The organism is Xanthomonas sp. NCPPB 901 (genome assembly GCF_056725085.1).
This window is the reverse complement of record NZ_CM161511.1, coordinates 1,951,393-1,970,420: the sequence shown is the minus strand read 5'-3', so window position 1 is coordinate 1,970,420 and position 19,028 is coordinate 1,951,393. Positions and strand designations below refer to the sequence as shown.

The window sequence follows — 19,028 nt, the reverse complement described above, 5'->3', positions numbered from 1 at the left end:
GCGCGCAGGCGGCCCACTGCTGGATTGCGGAGTTCGACGCGACGACGCGACACGCGCGATGCGGGAAGGAAGGCGCCGCGGATGGCGCCGGCGCAGATCTGCGGCAGACAGCGGCAGGTGCCCGAGGCCGCACGACCAGCGCCAAAGAAAACGGAATTTGACAGCAAACCTTCCATGTCACCCCTTAACGTGTGCCGGTTCGACCCACGCTCCTGTTCCTGTTACCAACTTACCGCCATACCCGCGAGAATGTGCCGCAGGGGCATGCTCACGTCAAGCATTTGGCAAAAAAACGTTCAATTGACGACGACGCCCAAAAAATAGATGAATTTCGTCACACTCTCAAATCGAAAGCGTCGGAATATCGACTTTGGGGCGCAGCCGTGCGGTGAAGTAGCGATCCTTGTAGTACTTGATCTTGTCGCACTTCACCGGATGCGGGATGCCCTCGTACAGGAACACCTCTTGATCGTTCCCCATCGCCTTCAACTCCTGCGGCAGCATCAACGCCCGCTTTTCCTCCGATACGCTCCGGGTCACATCCTTGCCACGGGTGACGTTCTTCTTGCGGAAGGTGGTGTAGCCGAGCATCTCGGAGTAGTCGTTGGCGTCCTGCTGCTCGCGCGGAGCGTAGAGAATCTGCAGTGCATGATTCGTGATGATGGTCCGCGAGATGTCCTTGCCATAGGTGGCATCGAGCTGGGCCATGCTCTGGATGATCGGCAGAAGGCGGACATTGTAGCCAGCCATGTATGACACTGCCGAGGCGATGATGTCGACCTTGCCGATCGCGGTGAACTCGTCCATCAGCAGCAGGCACTGGTACTTCAATGCCGGATTGCTCTTAGGCAGTTCCTTGGTGTTGAGGTTGATGATCTGGCTGAAGAACAGGTTGATGATCAGGCGGCTTTCGGCCAGCTTGTTGGGCTGGATGCCGATGTAGATGGTCATCTTCTTCTTGCGCAAGTCGGTCAGCAGGAAGTCGTTGTCGCTGGTGGCCGCATCCAGCACCGGATTGATCCAGGCGTTGAGCGGCTCCTTGAGCGTGCCCATGATCGAGGCGAAGGTCTCGTCCGCCTGCGACAGCAGGTTGGAGAACGCCGACTTGGCGTTGCCGCTGAGGAAGCGCCGCTCCGACAGCGACTTCAGGTACTTCTTCAGATCGGTGCCGTCGCCGGACGACAGACGGTAGATCGCCCCCAGCGTCGGCGTGCCCAGACCGCCGGGGAAGCCGATGTTGCGTTCGTCGTCCCAGTTCTCGAACAGGTACAGCGAGAACGCCATGAACGCGTTGCGCGCCTGGCTGACCCAGAACTTCTGGTCGTCGGAGCCGTCCGGATACAGCATGGCGGCGATGCTCATCAGGTCCGAGACGCGGAACGCCGGATCGTCGGAGACGTAGCTGAGCGGGTTCCAGCGGTGGGTGCGGCGGTCCTCGGCGAAGGGATTGAACAGGAACACCTCCTGGCCCTGGCTGGCGCGCCAGCCGCTGGTCAGATCGAAGTTCTCCTGCTTGATGTCCAGGACCACCACCGACTCCTGGTACTCGAGCAGGTTCGGGATGACCACGCCGACGCCCTTGCCCGAGCGGGTCGGGGCCGCCAGGATCACGAACTGCTGACCGCTGAGGCGCACCAGTTTGCCGCGGAACTTGCCGACCACGATGCCGTCGCCGCTGGCCTTGAACAGCCCGTGCCTGGACAGGTCGGCCGCACCGGCGAAGCGCGCGTCGCCATGCAGGCTGCGCTTGGCCGGCTTGAACATCAGCACCAGGATCAGCAAGGCCAGCAAGCCAGGCAAGCCGAAGCCGAGGTAGCCGGCCCATTTGATCTTGCCGACGTAGGGAGCCACCTCCGGCAGGCCGATGGCGTGCACGTACTGGTAATAGGTACCCAGCCCGAACATCCGCGTGTCCAGCTTCAACAGCAGCAGGACCAGGTAGCCGGACAGGAAGTAGCCGCAGGCGGCCGCGAGCACGACGACGAGCGCCGCCGCAACGAGTTTACGATTCGACAAGCCCCATCCTCCTTGATCCATCCTGGCGAATATTCTAGAGCGAGTTCCACACTTTGCGACCAGCGCGTCGACGATCCGTGCGGCGTGACGTCGGCCGCGTGCGGGAAGCTGAGCAGGCTGTGCCCCGCCGCGAGCCACGATGCTCGCCCATCCCGCCTACGGCGGCGCGCCGGACTCCGGCATGTCTTGTGCGGGCGCCGCCGGCCGGCTCGCGCGTGCCTCGACGTGCGCGGCGCGCCCTACCGGCGCTGCCGCGTACTCGGCTTGTGCCGCGACGGCTTCCTTTCCGTACTGACCGCCTCCCGATCGCGCTCGATCAGGGTGTCCAGGAACACCCGCGCCTCGTCCCAGGACATGTCGTGCGGATCCACGCGCGCCCCGCCGTCGGTGGTGACCGTATAGCCCACCACGTTGGCCGGGCTGTAGTCCGGCTCCCGGGTCAACGCCACGAGCTGGTAGCGTCCTTTGACTTGCACCGTATGATGGTATTCCACCATGCGTCTGGCCTCCTCGCCTGATCGTCCGCTCGGATGCTAAAGCAAGCCTGGCCGCGCGGCCAGCGGCCCGCCTTCACGCCCCGGTTGCCGGGCAGCCGGGGCACAGACACAAAAAAAGCCGGCTTCCGCCGGCTTTGTTCGTTTCCACGTCCGCATCTTCGCGTCGTGGTGGGCGGTACAGGGTTCGAACCTGTGACCCCTATCATATCAAGGTCGCGTAAAATCAACAAAAACAAGAACTAATGCGATCAATTGCGATCACTCGAAGCCTTGATATATCAAGGCTTCGCGGTGCCTATGGGGTCAGTTTGGGGTCAGTCGACCGCGGGAGCTTACAGGGAGTCAAGTAGACTGAAGAAGTCACTTTTGCTTAGACCCGCCTGACTGAGCATCAATGCCAAGACGCGCCGGTGATAGGGCGAGTTATGCTCGTCTAATGTGACCTTCCGAAACACCTTACCGTCGTCTAGAACCCAGTGCTCGTGTGAAGTCGCCCTCTGCGGCCTGGGCTCATAGCCAAGGCGCTTCAGTACGGCTTTGAACTCTTTGTGCGTTACCGGCCTCTCCCTGACCATAGAGTTACTTCAGCAGGACACTGGAGCCATGCGGATCTTTTCGTGAAATGGGGTCACGGCAGGCGCCGGCCGGTGCATTGCTCGAGCAAGCCTAGCCATCCACTTGCCCAGGTAGTAACGCGCCCACTCACCTGCCGGGGCTTTACGCTGGGAGATCAGATACTCAGCATGCTTTTGATCCTGCCCACACAGGGCATCCTGCAAGTACTCCTGAATCTGGGCGTCGAGCTTCTGCCTAGCCTCTTCGAAGGAGGCGCCTTGTGCCGCCAGCGAAAGATCAAGGCAAACGGCAAACCACAGCGCGCCCTCACGCTCCGCGTAGCAGCGGAGAATCAGTTGGTTCGGTCGCATATGGCACTCCTGGTTCACGGGGTCTACCACCATCCTGGTGGGATACATCGGCACATCAGCCAACATCTTCAGCGCTAGCTTGTTTCCACGATGTGTGTGTGGGTGTGTGTGGGTGTGTGTGGGTGCGGATGCTAAACACCTCAAGGGCTGTTTTGTTAAAATTTTGATAAAATTTCACCATCTAGCCGGGCGCAAGATGTAAGCTATTGATTACTCTGAAGTAACGAAACTAGACAAAAGTGAAACAAGTTTTCGGCCGCAATGGAAAACGCATCTCCGCCCGGGCGATTGCGTCTCAGACGAAATAGAGACTAACTCTGGCAGACAGAGGTGATCAGCTCCACCGTCGTCGAAGTCGACGCGATCGGCCGGGGAAGAGCTGCCCTGTCAGCGAATTGCGGGCGCGTTCCCGACGCACTTCGTCGCCTCTTCGAATGAGCGCATCCCCTACGGGCGCACCGGCGACGCTATGGATTTGCCCGAGGGCAAGACCTGCGGAGACTGCGTCCATTGCCGACGCTGCACCATGATTTTTGGGCATATCTCCGAGGACGAATCATGCGACTGGGAGCCTTCGCGCTTCCGGGAAAAGGAGCCGACCCATGGCTGACATCGAACAGCAGAGGACCGCATTCGAAGCCGCCATGGTCGCGGCCGGGTACGACAAGCCGAAGCGCCCATGGGCTTGCTCCGTGGTCACTGGCGACTATCTGTGGCAACGCGACCAGGACCGATTCATCGGCTTCCAACTCGCGCTCGCCTCGCAGGCGCAGGTGCTGGACGAGCCTGACCAGGCGCTGCTGATCAGCATGGCTACGTGCCTCAATCACGGCTTCGGCGTGCTACCCGCTGATCGGCAGCACGCCATGCTGCGCGACATGCGCAAGCTGTGGGACGAGGTCATGGGCCGCGGGGCTACTACTCCCCGCAGTGTCGCGAGCGCTACACCTCAATGCTGGCCGCCGCGCCGGCGCCGGAGGGCATCCATCATGGATAAGATCCAGCTCAACCGCGCCGATTCATTGCGCGTGGTCAACAACGAGGACGCGTCTCCCGATGCGAAGGTGATTGCGTCGTTCGCCCTGGCGTTCTTCGCGGTCATGGAGGCGGCCGACGTCATCGAGAAGGAAACGGCCGCCATTGCCCACAAGCTCATGCGTGTGGCCGTCAGGGAGATCGACCAGGCGATGGAGGATCGGTGATGGCAACTCAGTCAGGCGTCCGCGTTATTCGCCCATGCCCAGTCGGTGCCAAGCCCTTCCACGACCCGCTCTGCCTCTTCTTGCGCGGTGTGCCGCGCATAGGACTCCGCTGTGTACATCGGCGCTCCCCCGCCCTGCGGGACAACATGCACCGCCGCGCGCCAGAAGCTCGCGGGCGCCTCGTTGGTGACGTAGCGCGAGGAAATCACAAGCGTCCAGCCATTCACATCGAGAGAGAGTGCCATGCGTGAGCATCCCATGCTGTTCAGTGGCCCCATGGTCCGCGCCATCCTCGACGGGCGCAAGACGCAGACCCGGCGCATGCTGAAGTCCCAGCGTGTAGCAGCGTTCGCGGCGCTGGGCCAGCGGCCATGCCACCTCGGCAAGCCTGGCGACCGCCTGTGGGTGCGGGAGAGCTACGCGGATCTGCTCGGCACTGGGATCGAGCACCGGCCGGATCCTGCTGGCCCGATGCAGCGTTACGCCTATGCAGCCGACACGCCGCCTGGCTCCGCAGGGGACTTTGCGCGCAAGGACTATGGCGTCAGGTGGCGGCCCAGCATCCACATGCCTCGCGAGGCCTGCCGCCTGGTGCTGGAGATCACCGGGGTGCGCGTCGAGCGGCTTCAGGCGATCAGCGCCGCGGACGCCGAGGCCGAGGGTCTGCGCAAGTTCCCGTTCGAGGACAGCCATGCGTGGGCATGGCGCGACGGCGACAAGCATGGCCATGCCTCGCCGACCGGCGCGTTTCGAAGCCTGTGGGAGAGCACCGGTGGCGACTGGTCGGCCAACCCATGGGTGTGGGCAATCAGCTTCAAAGGAATGGAGGGCGACGATGGGCGCCGCTGAGCGACTTCCCGAGCTGTACACCGAGGCGGCGGCCGCCTCCTACCTCGGCATCTCCGAAATCACCTTGCGACGGTTCCGCGTGCGCGGCGCCATCGCGCACATCCGCATCGGCAAGGCCGTCAAGTACACCGAGCGCCACCTGCTGAACTACCTGGAGCCACAGACGTGTCCACCCGCTTCCGCCTTGGCGACTACTGGCTTGAACAACGCAAAGGCTCAACCGTCTGGTACCGGGCGTGGCGGGACGCGGCAGAATGCAAGCAGCGCGCTTCGCTTGGCACAAGAGACCTTGGCGAAGCGAAAGTAGCGCTGGCGCAGTGGTACGTCGAGAACGCCGCCATGGCGCAGCAGGCGCCGGCGGATGTCCTGCTGTCGACCGTCCTCACCCGCTACATGGTGCAACACGGCGACGGGTTGGCCAGCAGGGACAGCGCCAAGCCCGGCAGCGCGCTGTGGCGCGAGTTCTTCGGGCCGGATGCAACCGTGGCGGACGTGACGATCGCGCGCCAGGAGGACTTCGTGCGCTGGCTGCGCGGGCGCGAGTTCAGTGAGGGCTACGCGCGGCGGCTGCTGGGCGTCTGCAAGTCAGCGATGAATCGCGCGTGGAAGCGTGGCGAGATCAGCCAGGTGCCATTCGTGGATCTGCCGCCGATTGGCGACACCTACCCGCACTACGCCTCGCGGGAGCAGATCGTGCGCCTGCTGAACACGCCGATGGCGGACCACGTCTGGGCCTAGTTCCTGGTGCGCCTGTGCGCCTGTGCGCCTGTGCGCCTGTGCACCGGCTGCCGCGGCGACGCGGCGCTGGACCTGCAGGTCTTCCAGATCGACCGTGGCGCCGGCCTGGTGCGCCTCAACCCGCCGGGACGGCAGCAAACGAAGAAGTACCGGCCCGTGGTCCCGCTGCTACCGGCGCTGGCCGCCTACCTCGACCAGGCGAAGCCATCCGCCGACGTCGTCCACTTGCACCAGCGGCCGGTGGCCTCGATCAAGACGACGTGGCGCAAGCTGCGGCGCGCGGCGCTGCTGCCGGCCTGGTTCGTCCCGAAGACCATTCGCCACACCGTGGCCACCTGGCTGCGCCAGCGCGGCGTGCCTGCGTGGGAGGTGTCGGGCCTGCTCGGGCACCACGCCGGCGGGACGACGGACGCCTACGCCAAGTTCGACCCGACCTACCTCGGCGAAGCGCGCAAAGCGCTGCAGGCGATCGTGGAAGACCTTGCACGCGACGTGCCCCGACTGCGCGCCCTTGGGGTCAGTTCGGGGTCAGTCGAGGATGTGCGTGGTGTTGATCGATCCACCGAAACCGCTGGGACGCTTGGGTTTCGAGTGGTGGGCGGTACAGGGTTCGAACCTGTGACCCCTACCATGTCAAGGTAGTGCTCTACCGCTGAGCTAACCGCCCTTCTCTGCCGCGGCGCACCGCTGCAGGGGCGCGAATCTTAGCCCACCTGGCGGACAAGAACAATACCCACCACCCACTCGGCCGGCCGCCTAGCTGACCAGGCTGGCATCGCGCAGCTTCTTGATCTGGTCGCGCACCCGCGCCGCATCCTCGAATTCCAGGTCGCGCGCGTGTTGGTACATCTTCTGCTCGAGGGCCTTGAGCCGGGCCGCGACTTCCGCCGGCTCCAGCGCCCGGTAGTCGGCCGGCTCCTCCGCGACCCGCCGCGCCTTGCTTTTGCCCTTGCCGGACTTGGTCTCGGCGACGTCGTCGCGCGCGCCTTCCAGGATGTCCACGATCGGGCGCGCCACCGATTTCGGGGTGATTCCATGCGCTAGGTTGTACTCCACCTGCTTCTCGCGGCGGCGCCCGGTCTCGTCGATCGCGGCCTGCATCGAACGCGTCATCTTGTCCGCGTAGAGGATGGCCTTGCCGCGCAGGTTGCGCGCGGCGCGGCCGATGGTCTGGATCAGCGAGCCGGTGGAGCGCAGGAAGCCCTCCTTGTCGGCGTCCAGGATCGCGACCAGCGAGACCTCCGGCATGTCCAGGCCCTCGCGCAGCAGGTTGATGCCGACCAGCACGTCGAACTTGCCCAGGCGCAGGTCGCGGATGATCTCCACGCGCTCGACCGTGTCGATGTCCGAGTGCAGGTAGCGCACCTTCACGCCGTGCTCGCCCAGGTACTCGGTGAGGTTCTCGGCCATGCGCTTGGTCAACGTGGTGACCAGGACGCGGTCGCCATCGGCCACGCGCAGGTTGATCTCCGACAGCAGGTCGTCGACCTGGGTGGCTACCGGGCGGATCTCCACTTCCGGATCGATCAGCCCGGTCGGGCGCACCACCAGTTCGGTGATCTCGCCGGCCGACTCGCGCAACTCGTACGGGCCGGGCGTGGCCGACACGTAGATGCTGCGCGGCGAGCGCGCTTCCCATTCCTCGAAGCGCAGCGGCCGGTTGTCCAGCGCCGACGGCAGGCGGAAGCCGAACTCCACCAGGGTTTCCTTGCGCGAGCGGTCGCCTTTGTACATCGCGCCGATCTGCGGCACGGTGACGTGCGACTCGTCCACCACCAGCAACGCGTCCGGCGGCAGATAGTCGAACAAGGTCGGCGGCGGCTCGCCCGGCGCCTTGCCGGTGAGATGCCGCGAGTAGTTCTCGATGCCGTTGCAGAAACCGACCTCGGCCATCATTTCCAGGTCGAACTGGGTGCGCTGCGCCAGCCGCTGCGCCTCGACCAGCTTGTTCTGCGCATACAGCTGTTCGAGCCGGTCCTTCAGCTCCAGCTTGATCGTGTCCACCGCGCTGAGCGTGCGCTCGCGGGTGGTGGCGTAGTGGGTCTTGGGGTAGATCGTGTAGCGCTGCAGCTTGCGCAGGGTCTCACCGGTCAGCGGGTCGAACAGGGTCAGCTGCTCCACGTCGCCATCGAACAGTTCGATGCGCAAGGCTTCGCTGTCGGATTCGGCCGGAAACACGTCGATGACCTCGCCGCGCACGCGGAAGCTGCCGCGGTGCAGCTCGTACTCGTTGCGGGTGTACTGCAGATCGGTCAGGTGGCGGATCAGCTGGCGCTGCTCCACGTGCTCGCCGATCGACAGGATCAGCCGCAGCGACAGGTAGTCCTCCGGCGCGCCCAGGCCGTAGATCGCCGAGACCGTGGCCACCACCAGCGCATCGCGCCGCGACAGCAGCGTCTTGGTCGCGGCCAGGCGCATCTGCTCGATGTGCTCGTTGATCGAACTGTCCTTCTCGATGAAGGTGTCCGAGGACGGCACGTAGGCCTCGGGCTGGTAGTAGTCGTAGTAGCTGACGAAGTACTCCACCGCGTTGTTGGGAAAGAACGCCTTGAACTCGCCGTACAGCTGCGCCGCCAGGGTCTTGTTGGGCGCCATCACCAGGGTCGGCTTCTGGATCGCCTGGACCACGTTGGCGATGGTGTACGTCTTGCCCGACCCGGTGACGCCGAGCAGGGTCTGCTTGGCCAGGCCGGCCTCGAAGCCGGCCACCAGCTTCTCGATCGCCTGCGGCTGGTCGCCGGCCGGCGAATACGGCGATACGAGTTGGAAACGGTCGGACATGGACCTTCACCTGGAGACGACAGATGAGTATAGCGAGCGGCGGATGACAGCCATGTCTGGATTATTCCTACAGCACTGTCGGCATCCCGGCGATGCCTCGGCCTCGCCCCCACCGCTAGCTTGTGGAACACCAGCCAAGGAGCGGACATGGCCAGAAGAACCCAAGGTTTCACCCTGCTGGAGATGATCGTCAGTCTGGCGGTCGTCCTGGTGATACTGAGCGTCGGGCTTCCGGCCTTCGGACGATTGCTGGACAGGCATCAGGAACTGGCGGCCACCAACGCGTTGCTGACGCAGCTTGCCCTGGCGCGCAGTTGGGCCGTCTCCCGCGGCCAACCCGTCGCCCTGTGCCCATCCAGGACCCAGGGACGCTGCACCGCCGAGATCGAGTGGAGCAACAACTGGATGATCTACGCGGATCCGGATGGTGACCGGCAGCCCAATCGGAGCAGCGACATCCTGAGCGAAGCCGCAGCACCCGGCCGCTCCAGACTGCGCGTACTGTCGTCTCTCGGGCGTTCACAGATGCGCTACCTCCCCGATGGGCGCGCTACGGGAAGCAATGTGACCTTCAGGATCTGCCGCCGACAGGCCATCGCGTCCGAAGTGATCGTCAGCGCAACCGGAAGGGCGCGCTCGGTTCGCCATGCAGGCGAGCCCCCATGCGGGCCGTAGCAACAAAAAGGTGCTTGCCAGGCGCCCAAGATCTGCTTACAATGCGCGCCTCGCCCGAATAGCTCAGCCGGTTAGAGCACTTGACTGTTAATCAGGGGGTCGTTGGTTCGAGTCCAACTTCGGGCGCCACCTAAAAAAAACCGCCGTTGCTCGGCGGTTTTTTTTTGCATCACCAGCACTTCGCCGGGGTTGAGGACAGAGAGCCACTGGCCGAACGCACGCCGCGCTGGTCGATCGTCAATGTCGCGCATTCCGTATCCCGCGCTTGCGCCTTTCCCGAGATCGGCACCGCAGTGATACTGAAACTGGTTGCAGTGCTGGCGGCCAGACTCACCGTGTAGAAGTTGCTGACATCGGTACTGCATGCCGGCAGCGTAGGCGCGGCACCGGCTGCGCTCAGATAGCTCATGTTGGTCGTGTGGAAGCGCTCCATGTACTGCGCCGCCTCCTGCAAGCAACCGGCTGCGGCCGAACGCCGCGCCTTGATCATCACCCAGTTGTAACTGACCATGGCAATGCTGGCGAGGATCGCAACAATCGCCACCGTGATCATCAGTTCGATCAGGCTGAAACCGCGCTGTGCTGCGAATCGACTACGACTGGGCATGCCTTAGCTCCAATGGATGTGGGAAACGTTTCGGGCTGAACGCTGTCATTCCTGGAGTAGCTCCTTCCATTGCACACGTCCCACTTTGCGAATTTCGCGAATCTTTTTGCAGACGGCGCTGCCATCGTTGATATTCAGGCAAGCCAGACCGCCGCTGCCACCCGCGCCGCCGGTGAAGTAATTGCTCGAGCTGCCCAAGCCGCCCAAGGCGACGGACGCGACGGGAATCGACACGCCCCCGACCGTCAGCGTTTCATCGGCATAGGAGCCGTCCTGATTCAGGTCGAAGAACGACTGGTTGAGACTGGAGCCCGTGAACGCATCGATGGCGTTGTCCTGGCCCTTGCCGCCAGGCAGACACGGGTCATCGTCGGGAATGTTGCTGGTGAACGTCAGAACGCCGGAAATGACATTCACCCCGGTATAGACGCGCTCGCCATCGGCCGTTGCAGGCGCGGGGTCGGACACAGGCGGATCGATCAAATCCAGATACCAGCCCTTCTTGCCGGCTGCCAGCGCGCTGTTGGCCTCCATGACCCGCACCCTCTGATTGTTGACCACGCCGCTCGCCGCGAACTTGCGCCGCTGCAGGTCGGACTTGGCAACACCGCTCGTGGCGTCCTTGATTCCATAGACCGACTGCACGGTCATGTCGGTCACGTCGTCGGTGGTGAGAAAACGGCCAGTACCGAAGAAGATCCACAACTGGAAGCTGGCAGGATCACGCGCGATCGCCGGTGCCGAGGTGATGGGCTGCGGCGTCCCTGCGGAGTTGGTCGCGGTGAACAGGCGCAGGCGATTACTCGCAGCGTTCCAGCTAGAAGAGGTGGTGGCGGAAAGGTCGAAGCGCCATAGGTTCCCCTGCATGTCGCCAGCGTAGACGAAGTCGATGGTACCGTTGCCGTCGACGTCGCGCGCAGAGGGCGCAAACAGTCCGTTCGGAGACGAGGAAGAACCTACCCCCGTGTCGATTTCCGAAAGCAACGCACCATCGCTGAGCCGATACACGAACAAGGCCGCGCGCTCGTTGGTGCTATTGGGGCCGTTGGCCACGAGCACCCCGAGATCGCCATTGTTGAGCTTGGCGATGACGGGAGCGCCCAGATTCAGGCCCATGTTGTTGTCGGCCGTCGTGGACGCCCGATTGTCGCCGGCTTTTTCCCACAGCACGTTGCTGTTGGAGAAACTGTCGGGATTGGTGACATCCAACGCATAGATCCCCTTGCCGCCGCGCCCGAGCGTGCCGACCAGGATCGTCTGGTTGCTCAGTTGATCGCGTCGGGAAAGGCTGATCGGGCCATCCACGAAGAAGCGATGGTCGTAGTCGGGCGCACTGAGGGTGGCCAGGTCGGTGAAGTTGAGACTGGCCGGCACATACGCAAATCGCTCCACGCCAGTATCGGCATTGAAGGCATGCATCATGCCGTCGTTGGAGCCGATGAAAATGGTCCCGCTGACCGTGTCGTAGGCCGGGGAAGAATTGACGAGGTCGCCGATCAAGGTGCTACGGGTGCGCAGATACCCGTTGGGGTGATCTTGCTCCAGGTCCTGGGTTCCGGCGATATAGGCCGCGTTGTCGGCGCCGGTGACGGCGGCGGCGGTTGAGGTGGCCGCGCGCGTCAGCGCCGTCCGCTGCGCGGAAGTGGGAAAGGTCGTGCCGGCGGTGCCGCTCCACGTGCGGATATTGCGCCCCGAACCGGGAATGCTTGCCACCCAGGACGGATTGGTCGCATCTACGCCGGTACTGGTGACCGGAATCGCCTTGAGCGCACCAGTCCATTTACCGGAAACGAAACTGGCCTGATAGACATGCGTACTGCTGGTGAGGCTGCTGGAATTCGCCGCGAGATTGCCGGCGGTGCCGGTACGCTCGACGATCGAACCAAGCGCAGATTTAAGCCCCTGCGTGAATTCGTCGGGATTGCTCGCGACGATGAAACTGCCATGACCATTCACCGCCGCGTGCCACAAATCGTCGATATTGGCGACACTATCGGCGGAAGGCGTCGGCCAGCTCTTCGCGCCCGAAGTGAGGGCCGGAAGATCCTGTTTCGGATCCAGAGTCCCCTTCGCACCGATAGAAATCGCGAACGTCGTCATGTGCTGCCAGAAAGCGGGATCTGCGGAATTGGTAGGCACGGAGTTCGCCATGTCGGATCTTAGATCCGACTTCCAGTAGCGCATCGCCACGTCGGCCAGGGTGTCCGAATCAGGACTTGCATAAGGCCGTGACGGGGTATAGGTGTACGTATTGCCGGTCGGACTGGAAATGGTGGCGCCGGCGACGTTATCCTGCTCGTTGACAGGCGTGTAGTCGCCCTTGGAATTCCAGTAACCATCGGTGGTCAGAATCGTGAAGTTCTGCCGGCAAACGAGCTGCGCGGCGCCGGCTTGCGGACCATAGGGACCCGCAGCATCGCTGCTACTGAAATACATGCCGGCACTGCTGAGCGCCCGGTGCAGCGGCGTGCCATTGTTGCCGTAGGCAGCATACAGGCGGTCGTACCAGACCTTGCGATTATTATTATCCCCATTCACCCCATTGGGGTTGTCGAACAAACCGTCATTCCTATTCACTGGAATGGGGTTTGCATGGTTCATCGGAAGTGAATCTGCCGTTCTCTGCCAGATCGTGCGGAACCCGACCCGGACATTGGTCCCCAGGTCGGAAAACGCATGTCCTGCGCTGCCCTTGGCCACTTTGATGCGCGTGCGGCTGTAGGAATACCATGTCGCAAAGTTGGTACGCTCGTCCGCCTCGCTTCTGCCAGTGGGCGTTGCGCGCGTGCAGTTCTTCCACTGCCAATCGTTACGGGAATTGGAGCAACCACGCCCCGCCAACCCCTGTTGGTTCGCGACGTTGTTCAGCAACTCGCTGCGGATGATGACACCATCACCCATGATCTGATAACGATAGTAATTTGCCGTATCCGACAGATAGGATTCCGAATTGTTTCCAGTATCCTTCGGGACATAGAACGTCCTCGTAGAGTCGTAAAGATTGATTGACGACGTGAGGTCATGCGAATTGTCATAAGCACTCCCATAATCCATGCCACCAGTCATAGGCGCTCCGGTGGAGTCCACCCACGGCTGATAGTTCACCGCCGGGTTGTAGTAGATGGAATTTCGCGTGTAAGCGAAGCTACCAATACTGTTACCGCCCCTGCTGTCCCTGGTCTGCGGCACCGAATCCGGCATGTAGCTAAATTCCATGGAGCCGGAGTCGTCCAAAATGAACAACACATTGGGCGCGATACGCCCACCCGACTGCAGCGGGTAGCTTGGCACCACGATGCCGGCACTGGCCGGGAGCGCCAGCATGGTGCAGGCAAAGGCCGTAGCGAATGCATTGAGACGGGGCCAAAGGCCGCGTCGCTGCACACGATGGTCGTGAAACTGGCTCATGGCGGTGACTCCGTCTTACGGCGCGATATAACTGGATTGAAGAATGACGCTGGCGCGGCCAGGCGCCTGGCTGCGCGCCACCACCCGGTACATCGGTCGCACGCAGATCTGCTGGCCGGTGTACTTCTCGTCGCTGTTGCACTCGAACCAGGCTTCGGACGAGCCCATGTATTCGATATAGAAACTCGTGGTGGAGGCCGACGCACTACGGCTGGCGGCACTGGCGTTGATCCAACCAGTGAAGCCGGGGTCGCGCCAGCGCTCGGTCTGGGTCGCCTGCGGGCGTCCGCAAACGCCAGCGCTGCACCCGTTGCCGGTGGGCACGACGGTCTGCGCAGCCGCCAGCGCTTCGCCCTCGCGCAACGCCGATTCGGCGGCCTGGAAGTTGACGCTGCGATCAAGCAGGTTGCCGCTCATCCGCTCCTGCATCAGCGTTCCGCGCACGACCGCCAAGCCCAGCAGGGTCATCACCAGCAGCAGCAACAGCACGACGATCAAGGACACGCCGGCCTGGCGCGCGACGGGGATTGGGCGAGGCGTTGTGCTCATTCGTTGCGATTCCGCAAGGTGATGACATTGCTGATCGTGCGTGTCACCGGCAGCCCGTTGGTTCCGATCGTATCCTGGGTCTGGAAGGTCAAGGACAGATTGATGGCGGTCACCTGCCCCCAACGCGTCCCTACTGCCGCGGCATTGACGTAACCGCCATCGTCGGGAATCAGATAGGTGATGGTCATGTTCTGCACGTTCTCGGCCACTTCCTGGTCGACGATCGCCGGAGTACCAGTGGTGTTGGTCAACACGCCCTGGTACAGCGAGCGCCCCCCGCGAGGATTGGTGCCGATGAACCAGCGCGATGCGTTGAGCCGACTGAGCAGCGTGTTCGGCCCGTAGGTGAAGACGGAACCGTTGATGCCAAGGTTGGCACTGGAATTTCCCGGCGACCCGGAGGCGGCATGGCCGATGGTGGTCCCCCCTTGGCCGCTGCTCATCTGGAACAGCGCGCCCATTCGCAATACCCCGGTGGTTTCGGAATTCGGACCGCACGCGATCAGGAAGTCGCCATTTTTGAAGCCATGGGTATTCGCATTCACCGTGAATCGCGCGGACGCCGGGTTATGCGCGGTCACGATCGCAGTCGCGTCGCCGGAAGACAACAGCATCAAGCCATCCGTATTGGCCACGCGATTGGACACGACATCGGGAAAACTGCCGCTCGCCGACACGCCGACCAACCGGTTACCCGACCAGTTCGTCCACCAACGCGACGCCGGATCGTTGATGACGTTCGACATCCCCATATTGTCGCTACTGTTGCATTGATTGCCGCCGGCCTCGCGGATGTCGCGGGTCATCAGCTCGAACGCGGTGCGCACATTCTCCTGTATGCGCCCCAGATTCTCCGTGGCCGTGTAGGTACGCCGATTGGTGAGGAAGATGCCGATGGCCGCCCCCACGACGAGCAGGCCCAGCACCAGCGAGATCATCAACTCGATCAGGCTCAGGCCCGCACTGCGGCGCCGGCATGGCGCATTTCCCCGGCGCATGCGGCTCATAGTCTGGTCACCGTCTGGAACTGCTGCGTTTGCACCGCCGTCGCGTCGGCGGCCGCATGACTGCCCCTGCTGTCGTCCCACTGCACCGTCACCTGGCATGCCGTGGCACTGCAGTTGATCGCGCCGCATGCCGAGGCGCCCATGATCGCCTGCAGCGAATTAATGAAATTGCGCTGGTCGACCACCACCTGCGAGGTACCACTGGGCGCGACACAGGTCATGCTCATGTTGTAGTTGCCGCTGCGAGCCGCGCTGAGATTGGCCCGCATCGCATCGAAGACCCCGGTCGTGCCGACCACCACCTGGCTACGTTCGAAGGAACTCTGGTTGTTGCGCAACGCGGTCGCCTGCAGGGCGGCCACGCCCAGCATGCCAATGCCCATGATCAACACGGAGATCATCACTTCGATCAGACTGACGCCGCGTTGCGATGCCATCGCGACCGATCGCGGAGAGGAAATGTGCATGACGTTCACTTCGATGGGGAATCCGAGGGTGCAGGACATGCGACGTTCCCGGGGGTACTGTAGAACGCCACCCGACTGCCGCCGGCGATGTACACCACACGCAGATTGTCGCTCGGACGCGTTGTGGCGATGCAACTGGAAAAGCCCGCATTGAGCAACATTCCGGTGCTGTTACGGGCAACGCCATCGGGGCTGAAGACGATGCGGTCATTGTTGCCGCTGACCGCCGCGCTCACGCTCATTTGCACCGGCGCCTTCACCGTACTGACGCGCAGCACGGTGGAGTCGGTCACCACGATGGTGATCCACTGGTTCCATGCGCCGCCGGCGGCGCAACTGCTGCCGTTATCGCTGCGGCACACCGCCACGTTGCGGTTGAGCCGGATCGCTTCCGAGCGCGCGAGCTGCAGCGAGGCCACCATTTCGTTAGCGGCGGCGGTCAGCCGGCTGGAGTTGATCAGATAGGTATAACTGGGAATGGCGATACTCATCACCACCGCCAGCACGGCGACCGTCACCATCAGTTCGACCAGGCTGAATCCGCCGATCCCTCGGCGCCTTGCGGAGCGGCGCGGTCGCGCGGCGTGAAAACGCGGCATATCGTATCCCCTCTTTCCCACCTCTAAGCTAGAACTCCAGCCGGACCGATGCCAGCGGGGTCCGATGGGCGGTGGCAGATCGTAGCCGAACGGCACGGTTGACGACATGGGGGCTGGAACCGGGGCATGATGCGGCTGGCCTCCCCTCCCCATGCCCATGTCCCCCGCCCCCACCAGCCCCCCACCGGCCATGACCCTCGACATCCTGTGGCAACCCACGACGCTGATGTGGGTGGTGCTTGCCGGCGAGGCGGTGGCCGTGGTGCTGAGTCTGGCGCCGGGGCAGTCCAGCAATGGCTGGATCCATTTCGGCCTGACCTCGCTGCTGCTGCAATGGACGGCATTGACGACGCTGGCCTTGCTCTACCTGATGCGCGGCAACCTGCGCCGCCGCAGGCCCCAGCAGATCGCCTATCTGGCGGTGGCCGTCTTGGTGCTCGTCGCCGTCGGCGTGCACGCGATCGCCTGGGCGATACTCAGCGAGCTGTCGCTGCTGCAGGGAAGCTGGCACAGCTTCCTGCTGAGAGTGGCGGCCATCGCCCTGACCCTGGGGCTGATGGCACTGCTGGCGTTCCAGAACCACTGGCGCGTGCAGCACTTGGCGGTACAGGCCAAGCAGGCCCAGCTCGAAGCGCTGCGCGCCCGTATCCAGCCCCACTTCTTGTTCAACACACTCAACACCGGCGCGACGCTGGCGCGCTCCTGCCCGGAACAGGCGGAACACCTGCTACTGGATCTGGCCGACCTGTTCCGTGCAGCCCTGGCCGGGCCGGATCGACTGCGCCTGGAAGAGGAGTTGACGCTCGCTCGGCGCTATCTCGGCATCGAGCGGATGCGCCTGGGCGATCGACTGAGGGTGGACTGGCAGCTCCCCGATCCGCTTCCGGCGATCGAGGTGCCCACCCTCTCGATCCAGCCGCTGATGGAGAACGCGATCCGGCACGGCATCGAACCCAGCACCCGCGGCGGTCATGTCCAGCTGCGAATCGAACAGGATGCGCACTGGGTCAAGATCGAAATCGCCAACTCCCTGCCCGCTGCCGGCGAATCGACCGTCGGCCGCGGACATGGGATCGGCCTGGCCGGGGTCCGCGCCCGCGTGGAGAGCATCAGCGGCGGACGCCTGAGCGCCAGGCGCGAGGCCGACCGCTTCGTCAGCCTGCTGGAATTGCCGCGCTCTTCCTGATGGCGTGAACATCTCGCCGCCAGCGTTCCCGCTCCGCCCTCAGGCCATGACCCGATAGCAAGGCCGGTACTCGCCAGAGATCTTCATGCGGCGCTGTTCGACGAAGGCGCGCAGCAGTTCGTCCAGGGCCTGCATCATGTCCGCGTCGCCATGGATCTCGAACGGGCCGTGCTGCTCGATCCGGCGCATGCCGTCTTCCTTGACGTTGCCGGCGACGATGCCGGAGAAGGCGCGGCGCAGGTCCGCGGCCAGCGCATGCGGCGGGCGGCCGTGGTGCAGATCCAGCGCCGCCATCGCCTCATGGGTCGGTTCGAACGGACGCTGGTACTCCAGCGGGATGTCCACGGACCAGTTGAAGTAGAACGCGTCCTTCTGCTCCTTGCGGTGCGCGCGCACCTGCTGGATGCCGGCGGCCATCTTGCGCGCCACCGCCACCGGATCGCCGACCACGATCTCGTAGCGCGAGGTCGCCACTTCGCCCAGGGTCAGGCGCAGGAAGCGGTCGATCTGCTCGAAGTACGGCGCGGCGATGGTCGGGCCGGTGAGGATCAGCGGGAACGGCAGGTCGCGGTTCTCCTCGCGCAGCAGGATGCCGAGCAGGTACAGGATCTCCTCCGCGGTGCCGACGCCGCCGGGGAACACGATGATGCCGTGGCCGATGCGGACGAAGGCCTCCAGGCGCTTCTCGATGTCCGGCATGATCACCAGGTGGTTGACGATCGGGTTCGGCGACTCGGCGGCGATGATGCCCGGCTCGGTCACGCCGATGTAGCGGTTGTCGTGCTTGCGCTGCTTGGCATGGGCGATGGTGGCGCCCTTCATCGGCCCCTTCATCGCGCCCGGACCGCAGCCGGTGCAGATGTCCAGCCCGCGCAGGCCCAGCTCGTAGCCGACCTGCTTGGTGTACAGGTATTCGTCGCGCGAGATCGAATGGCCGCCCCAGCACACCACCAGCTTGGGATCGGTGGGCTGCAGGATGCGCGCATTGCGCAACTGGCCGAACACCGCGTTGGTGATGCCCTCGCTGGAGTGCAGGTCGGTACTGGATTCGGGGCCGAGTTCGATGGCCATGTAGGCCAGGTCGCGGACCACGGCGAACAGCAGCTCGGCCACGCCGTTGATGATCTCGCCGTCGACGAAGGCCATCGCCGGCGCATTGAGCAGGTCGATGCGCACGCCACGGTCGCGCTGCACCACCTGGATGTCGAAGTCGGGATACAGATCGCGCGCCGCGCGCGGATCGTCGGACGCGCTGCCGCTGGTCAGCACCGCCAGTGCGCAGCGCCGCAGCAGTTCGTGCAGGCCGCCGCTGGACGCATCGCGCAGGCGCGCCACTTCCACGCGCGAGAGGATGTCCAGGCCGCCGCGCGGGTAGATCCGCGCATCCACTACCGGCAGCGCGCGTGCGGCCGTATTGCTCGTCGTCATATCGAAGTTCTTGTCGTTGTGGTCAGCCGGCTGACTTTAACGTCAGCCCCCACAAAAGGAAAACGGCCGGGTCGCCCCGGCCGTTTCCAACGC

General features: G+C 63.7%; 18 protein-coding genes, 2 tRNA genes and 1 pseudogene. 8 read left to right on the top strand and 13 right to left on the bottom strand.

Features of this window, described 5'->3' with window-relative positions:
• Nucleotides 1-342: 342 nt before the first annotated feature.
• The 3 genes from AC1PME_RS08120 to AC1PME_RS08110 form a co-directional block, all read right to left on the bottom strand.
• Nucleotides 343-2,016, bottom strand: coding sequence for a type IV secretory system conjugative DNA transfer family protein (locus tag AC1PME_RS08120; RefSeq protein WP_307549778.1), 1,674 nt, complete (start codon nt 2,014-2,016; stop codon nt 343-345).
• A gap of 239 nt (nt 2,017-2,255) precedes the next feature.
• Nucleotides 2,256-2,465 (bottom strand): hypothetical protein, encoded by a 210-nt coding sequence (locus AC1PME_RS08115; protein ID WP_254461093.1) that lies wholly within the window; start codon nt 2,463-2,465, stop codon nt 2,256-2,258.
• 632 nt (nt 2,466-3,097) lie between these two features.
• Nucleotides 3,098-3,439 (bottom strand): hypothetical protein, encoded by a 342-nt coding sequence (locus AC1PME_RS08110; RefSeq protein ID WP_481097823.1) that lies wholly within the window; start codon nt 3,437-3,439, stop codon nt 3,098-3,100.
• A gap of 602 nt (nt 3,440-4,041) precedes the next feature.
• Here AC1PME_RS08110 and AC1PME_RS08105 point away from each other — a divergent pair.
• Nucleotides 4,042-4,641, top strand: a complete 600-nt coding sequence (locus AC1PME_RS08105) for a hypothetical protein (protein WP_481097822.1) — start codon at nt 4,042-4,044, stop codon at nt 4,639-4,641.
• 11 nt (nt 4,642-4,652) lie between these two features.
• Here the strand turns inward: AC1PME_RS08105 and AC1PME_RS08100 are convergent, their stop codons facing one another.
• Complete coding sequence (locus AC1PME_RS08100; RefSeq protein ID WP_481097821.1) at nt 4,653-4,886, bottom strand: hypothetical protein; 234 nt, start codon at nt 4,884-4,886, stop codon at nt 4,653-4,655.
• On the opposite strand from AC1PME_RS08100, the gene AC1PME_RS08095 reads away from it, so the two are divergent.
• The 4 genes and pseudogenes from AC1PME_RS08095 to AC1PME_RS08080 all read left to right on the top strand — a co-directional run bounded on the left by AC1PME_RS08095 (nt 4,885) and on the right by AC1PME_RS08080 (nt 6,870).
• On the top strand, nt 4,885-5,490 hold the full coding sequence (locus AC1PME_RS08095) for a hypothetical protein (protein ID WP_481097820.1): 606 nt from the start codon (nt 4,885-4,887) through the stop codon (nt 5,488-5,490). The two genes, AC1PME_RS08100 and AC1PME_RS08095, sit on opposite strands and share 2 nt — an antisense overlap.
• Nucleotides 5,477-5,590 (top strand): annotated as a pseudogene (locus AC1PME_RS08090) (DNA-binding protein); the annotation flags it as partial. The gene AC1PME_RS08095 and the pseudogene AC1PME_RS08090, both read left to right, overlap by 14 nt.
• A gap of 65 nt (nt 5,591-5,655) precedes the next feature.
• The gene (locus AC1PME_RS08085; RefSeq protein WP_481098172.1) at nt 5,656-6,228 is read left to right on the top strand and encodes a hypothetical protein; all 573 of its coding nucleotides are present in this window, start codon (nt 5,656-5,658) and stop codon (nt 6,226-6,228) included.
• A gap of 6 nt (nt 6,229-6,234) precedes the next feature.
• Nucleotides 6,235-6,870 (top strand): tyrosine-type recombinase/integrase, encoded by a 636-nt coding sequence (locus AC1PME_RS08080; RefSeq protein WP_481098088.1) that lies wholly within the window; start codon nt 6,235-6,237, stop codon nt 6,868-6,870.
• Here AC1PME_RS08080 and AC1PME_RS08075 read toward each other — a convergent pair.
• Nucleotides 6,821-6,895: transfer RNA gene (locus tag AC1PME_RS08075), tRNA-Val, on the bottom strand. The two genes, AC1PME_RS08080 and AC1PME_RS08075, sit on opposite strands and share 50 nt — an antisense overlap.
• 89 nt (nt 6,896-6,984) lie before the next feature.
• Complete coding sequence (gene uvrB, locus AC1PME_RS08070; protein WP_254461092.1) at nt 6,985-9,009, bottom strand: excinuclease ABC subunit UvrB; 2,025 nt, start codon at nt 9,007-9,009, stop codon at nt 6,985-6,987.
• Between the two features lie 147 nt (nt 9,010-9,156).
• On the opposite strand from uvrB, the gene AC1PME_RS08065 reads away from it, so the two are divergent.
• Together AC1PME_RS08065 and AC1PME_RS08060 are read left to right on the top strand one after the other, a co-directional pair.
• On the top strand, nt 9,157-9,684 hold the full coding sequence (locus AC1PME_RS08065) for a GspH/FimT family pseudopilin (protein WP_307549774.1): 528 nt from the start codon (nt 9,157-9,159) through the stop codon (nt 9,682-9,684).
• 52 nt (nt 9,685-9,736) lie between these two features.
• Nucleotides 9,737-9,813 (top strand) — tRNA-Asn (locus AC1PME_RS08060).
• Nucleotides 9,814-9,853: 40 nt separating this feature from the next.
• Here AC1PME_RS08060 and AC1PME_RS08055 read toward each other — a convergent pair.
• The 6 genes from AC1PME_RS08055 to AC1PME_RS08030 are packed head-to-tail and all read right to left on the bottom strand — an operon-like array spanning nt 9,854 to nt 16,243.
• Nucleotides 9,854-10,291: a type IV pilin protein gene (locus AC1PME_RS08055; protein ID WP_481097819.1), complete on the bottom strand. Its 438-nt coding sequence runs from the start codon at nt 10,289-10,291 to the stop codon at nt 9,854-9,856.
• A gap of 45 nt (nt 10,292-10,336) precedes the next feature.
• The gene (locus AC1PME_RS08050) at nt 10,337-13,699 is read right to left on the bottom strand and encodes a pilus assembly protein (protein ID WP_254461089.1); all 3,363 of its coding nucleotides are present in this window, start codon (nt 13,697-13,699) and stop codon (nt 10,337-10,339) included.
• Between the two features lie 15 nt (nt 13,700-13,714).
• Nucleotides 13,715-14,248, bottom strand: a complete 534-nt coding sequence (locus AC1PME_RS08045) for a pilus assembly PilX family protein (protein ID WP_302329812.1) — start codon at nt 14,246-14,248, stop codon at nt 13,715-13,717.
• Entirely contained in the window at nt 14,245-15,255 is a 1,011-nt protein-coding gene (locus tag AC1PME_RS08040) for a prepilin-type N-terminal cleavage/methylation domain-containing protein (RefSeq protein ID WP_481097818.1), read from the bottom strand. The genes AC1PME_RS08045 and AC1PME_RS08040 overlap by 4 nt, the downstream gene beginning before the upstream one ends.
• A complete protein-coding gene (pilV, locus tag AC1PME_RS08035; RefSeq protein WP_481097817.1) occupies nt 15,252-15,761 on the bottom strand; it encodes a type IV pilus modification protein PilV in 510 nt (169 codons plus the stop codon). Before pilV ends, AC1PME_RS08040 begins: the two co-directional genes overlap by 4 nt.
• On the bottom strand, nt 15,728-16,243 hold the full coding sequence (locus AC1PME_RS08030) for a GspH/FimT family pseudopilin (protein ID WP_254461384.1): 516 nt from the start codon (nt 16,241-16,243) through the stop codon (nt 15,728-15,730). Before AC1PME_RS08030 ends, pilV begins: the two co-directional genes overlap by 34 nt.
• 268 nt (nt 16,244-16,511) lie before the next feature.
• Here AC1PME_RS08030 and AC1PME_RS08025 point away from each other — a divergent pair, with 268 nt between their 5' ends.
• Nucleotides 16,512-17,507 carry a sensor histidine kinase gene (locus tag AC1PME_RS08025; protein WP_481097816.1) on the top strand — a complete coding sequence of 332 codons (996 nt, stop codon included), beginning with the start codon at nt 16,512-16,514 and terminating at the stop codon, nt 17,505-17,507.
• Between the two features lie 39 nt (nt 17,508-17,546).
• On the opposite strand, the gene ppnN is transcribed toward AC1PME_RS08025, so the two are convergent.
• On the bottom strand, nt 17,547-18,935 hold the full coding sequence (gene ppnN, locus AC1PME_RS08020; protein ID WP_254461085.1) for a nucleotide 5'-monophosphate nucleosidase PpnN: 1,389 nt from the start codon (nt 18,933-18,935) through the stop codon (nt 17,547-17,549).
• Nucleotides 18,936-19,028 lie beyond the last annotated feature (93 nt).

Excerpts from the sequence above, each read along its gene's own strand:
- AC1PME_RS08110 (WP_481097823.1), bottom strand. The coding sequence starts at position 3,439 with ATGCGACCGAACCAACTGATTCTCCGCTGCTACGCGGAGCGTGAGGGC.
- AC1PME_RS08105 (WP_481097822.1), top strand. The coding sequence starts at position 4,042 with ATGGCTGACATCGAACAGCAGAGGACCGCATTCGAAGCCGCCATGGTC.
- AC1PME_RS08095 (WP_481097820.1), top strand. The coding sequence starts at position 4,885 with ATGCGTGAGCATCCCATGCTGTTCAGTGGCCCCATGGTCCGCGCCATC.
- AC1PME_RS08100 (WP_481097821.1), bottom strand. The coding sequence starts at position 4,886 with ATGGCACTCTCTCTCGATGTGAATGGCTGGACGCTTGTGATTTCCTCG.
- uvrB (WP_254461092.1), bottom strand. The coding sequence starts at position 9,009 with ATGTCCGACCGTTTCCAACTCGTATCGCCGTATTCGCCGGCCGGCGAC.
- AC1PME_RS08065 (WP_307549774.1), top strand. The coding sequence starts at position 9,157 with ATGGCCAGAAGAACCCAAGGTTTCACCCTGCTGGAGATGATCGTCAGT.
- AC1PME_RS08055 (WP_481097819.1), bottom strand. The coding sequence starts at position 10,291 with ATGCCCAGTCGTAGTCGATTCGCAGCACAGCGCGGTTTCAGCCTGATC.
- AC1PME_RS08050 (WP_254461089.1), bottom strand. The coding sequence starts at position 13,699 with ATGAGCCAGTTTCACGACCATCGTGTGCAGCGACGCGGCCTTTGGCCC.
- AC1PME_RS08045 (WP_302329812.1), bottom strand. The coding sequence starts at position 14,248 with ATGAGCACAACGCCTCGCCCAATCCCCGTCGCGCGCCAGGCCGGCGTG.
- AC1PME_RS08040 (WP_481097818.1), bottom strand. The coding sequence starts at position 15,255 with ATGAGCCGCATGCGCCGGGGAAATGCGCCATGCCGGCGCCGCAGTGCG.
- pilV (WP_481097817.1), bottom strand. The coding sequence starts at position 15,761 with ATGTCCTGCACCCTCGGATTCCCCATCGAAGTGAACGTCATGCACATT.
- AC1PME_RS08030 (WP_254461384.1), bottom strand. The coding sequence starts at position 16,243 with ATGGTGACGGTCGCCGTGCTGGCGGTGGTGATGAGTATCGCCATTCCC.
- AC1PME_RS08025 (WP_481097816.1), top strand. The coding sequence starts at position 16,512 with ATGACCCTCGACATCCTGTGGCAACCCACGACGCTGATGTGGGTGGTG.
- ppnN (WP_254461085.1), bottom strand. The coding sequence starts at position 18,935 with ATGACGACGAGCAATACGGCCGCACGCGCGCTGCCGGTAGTGGATGCG.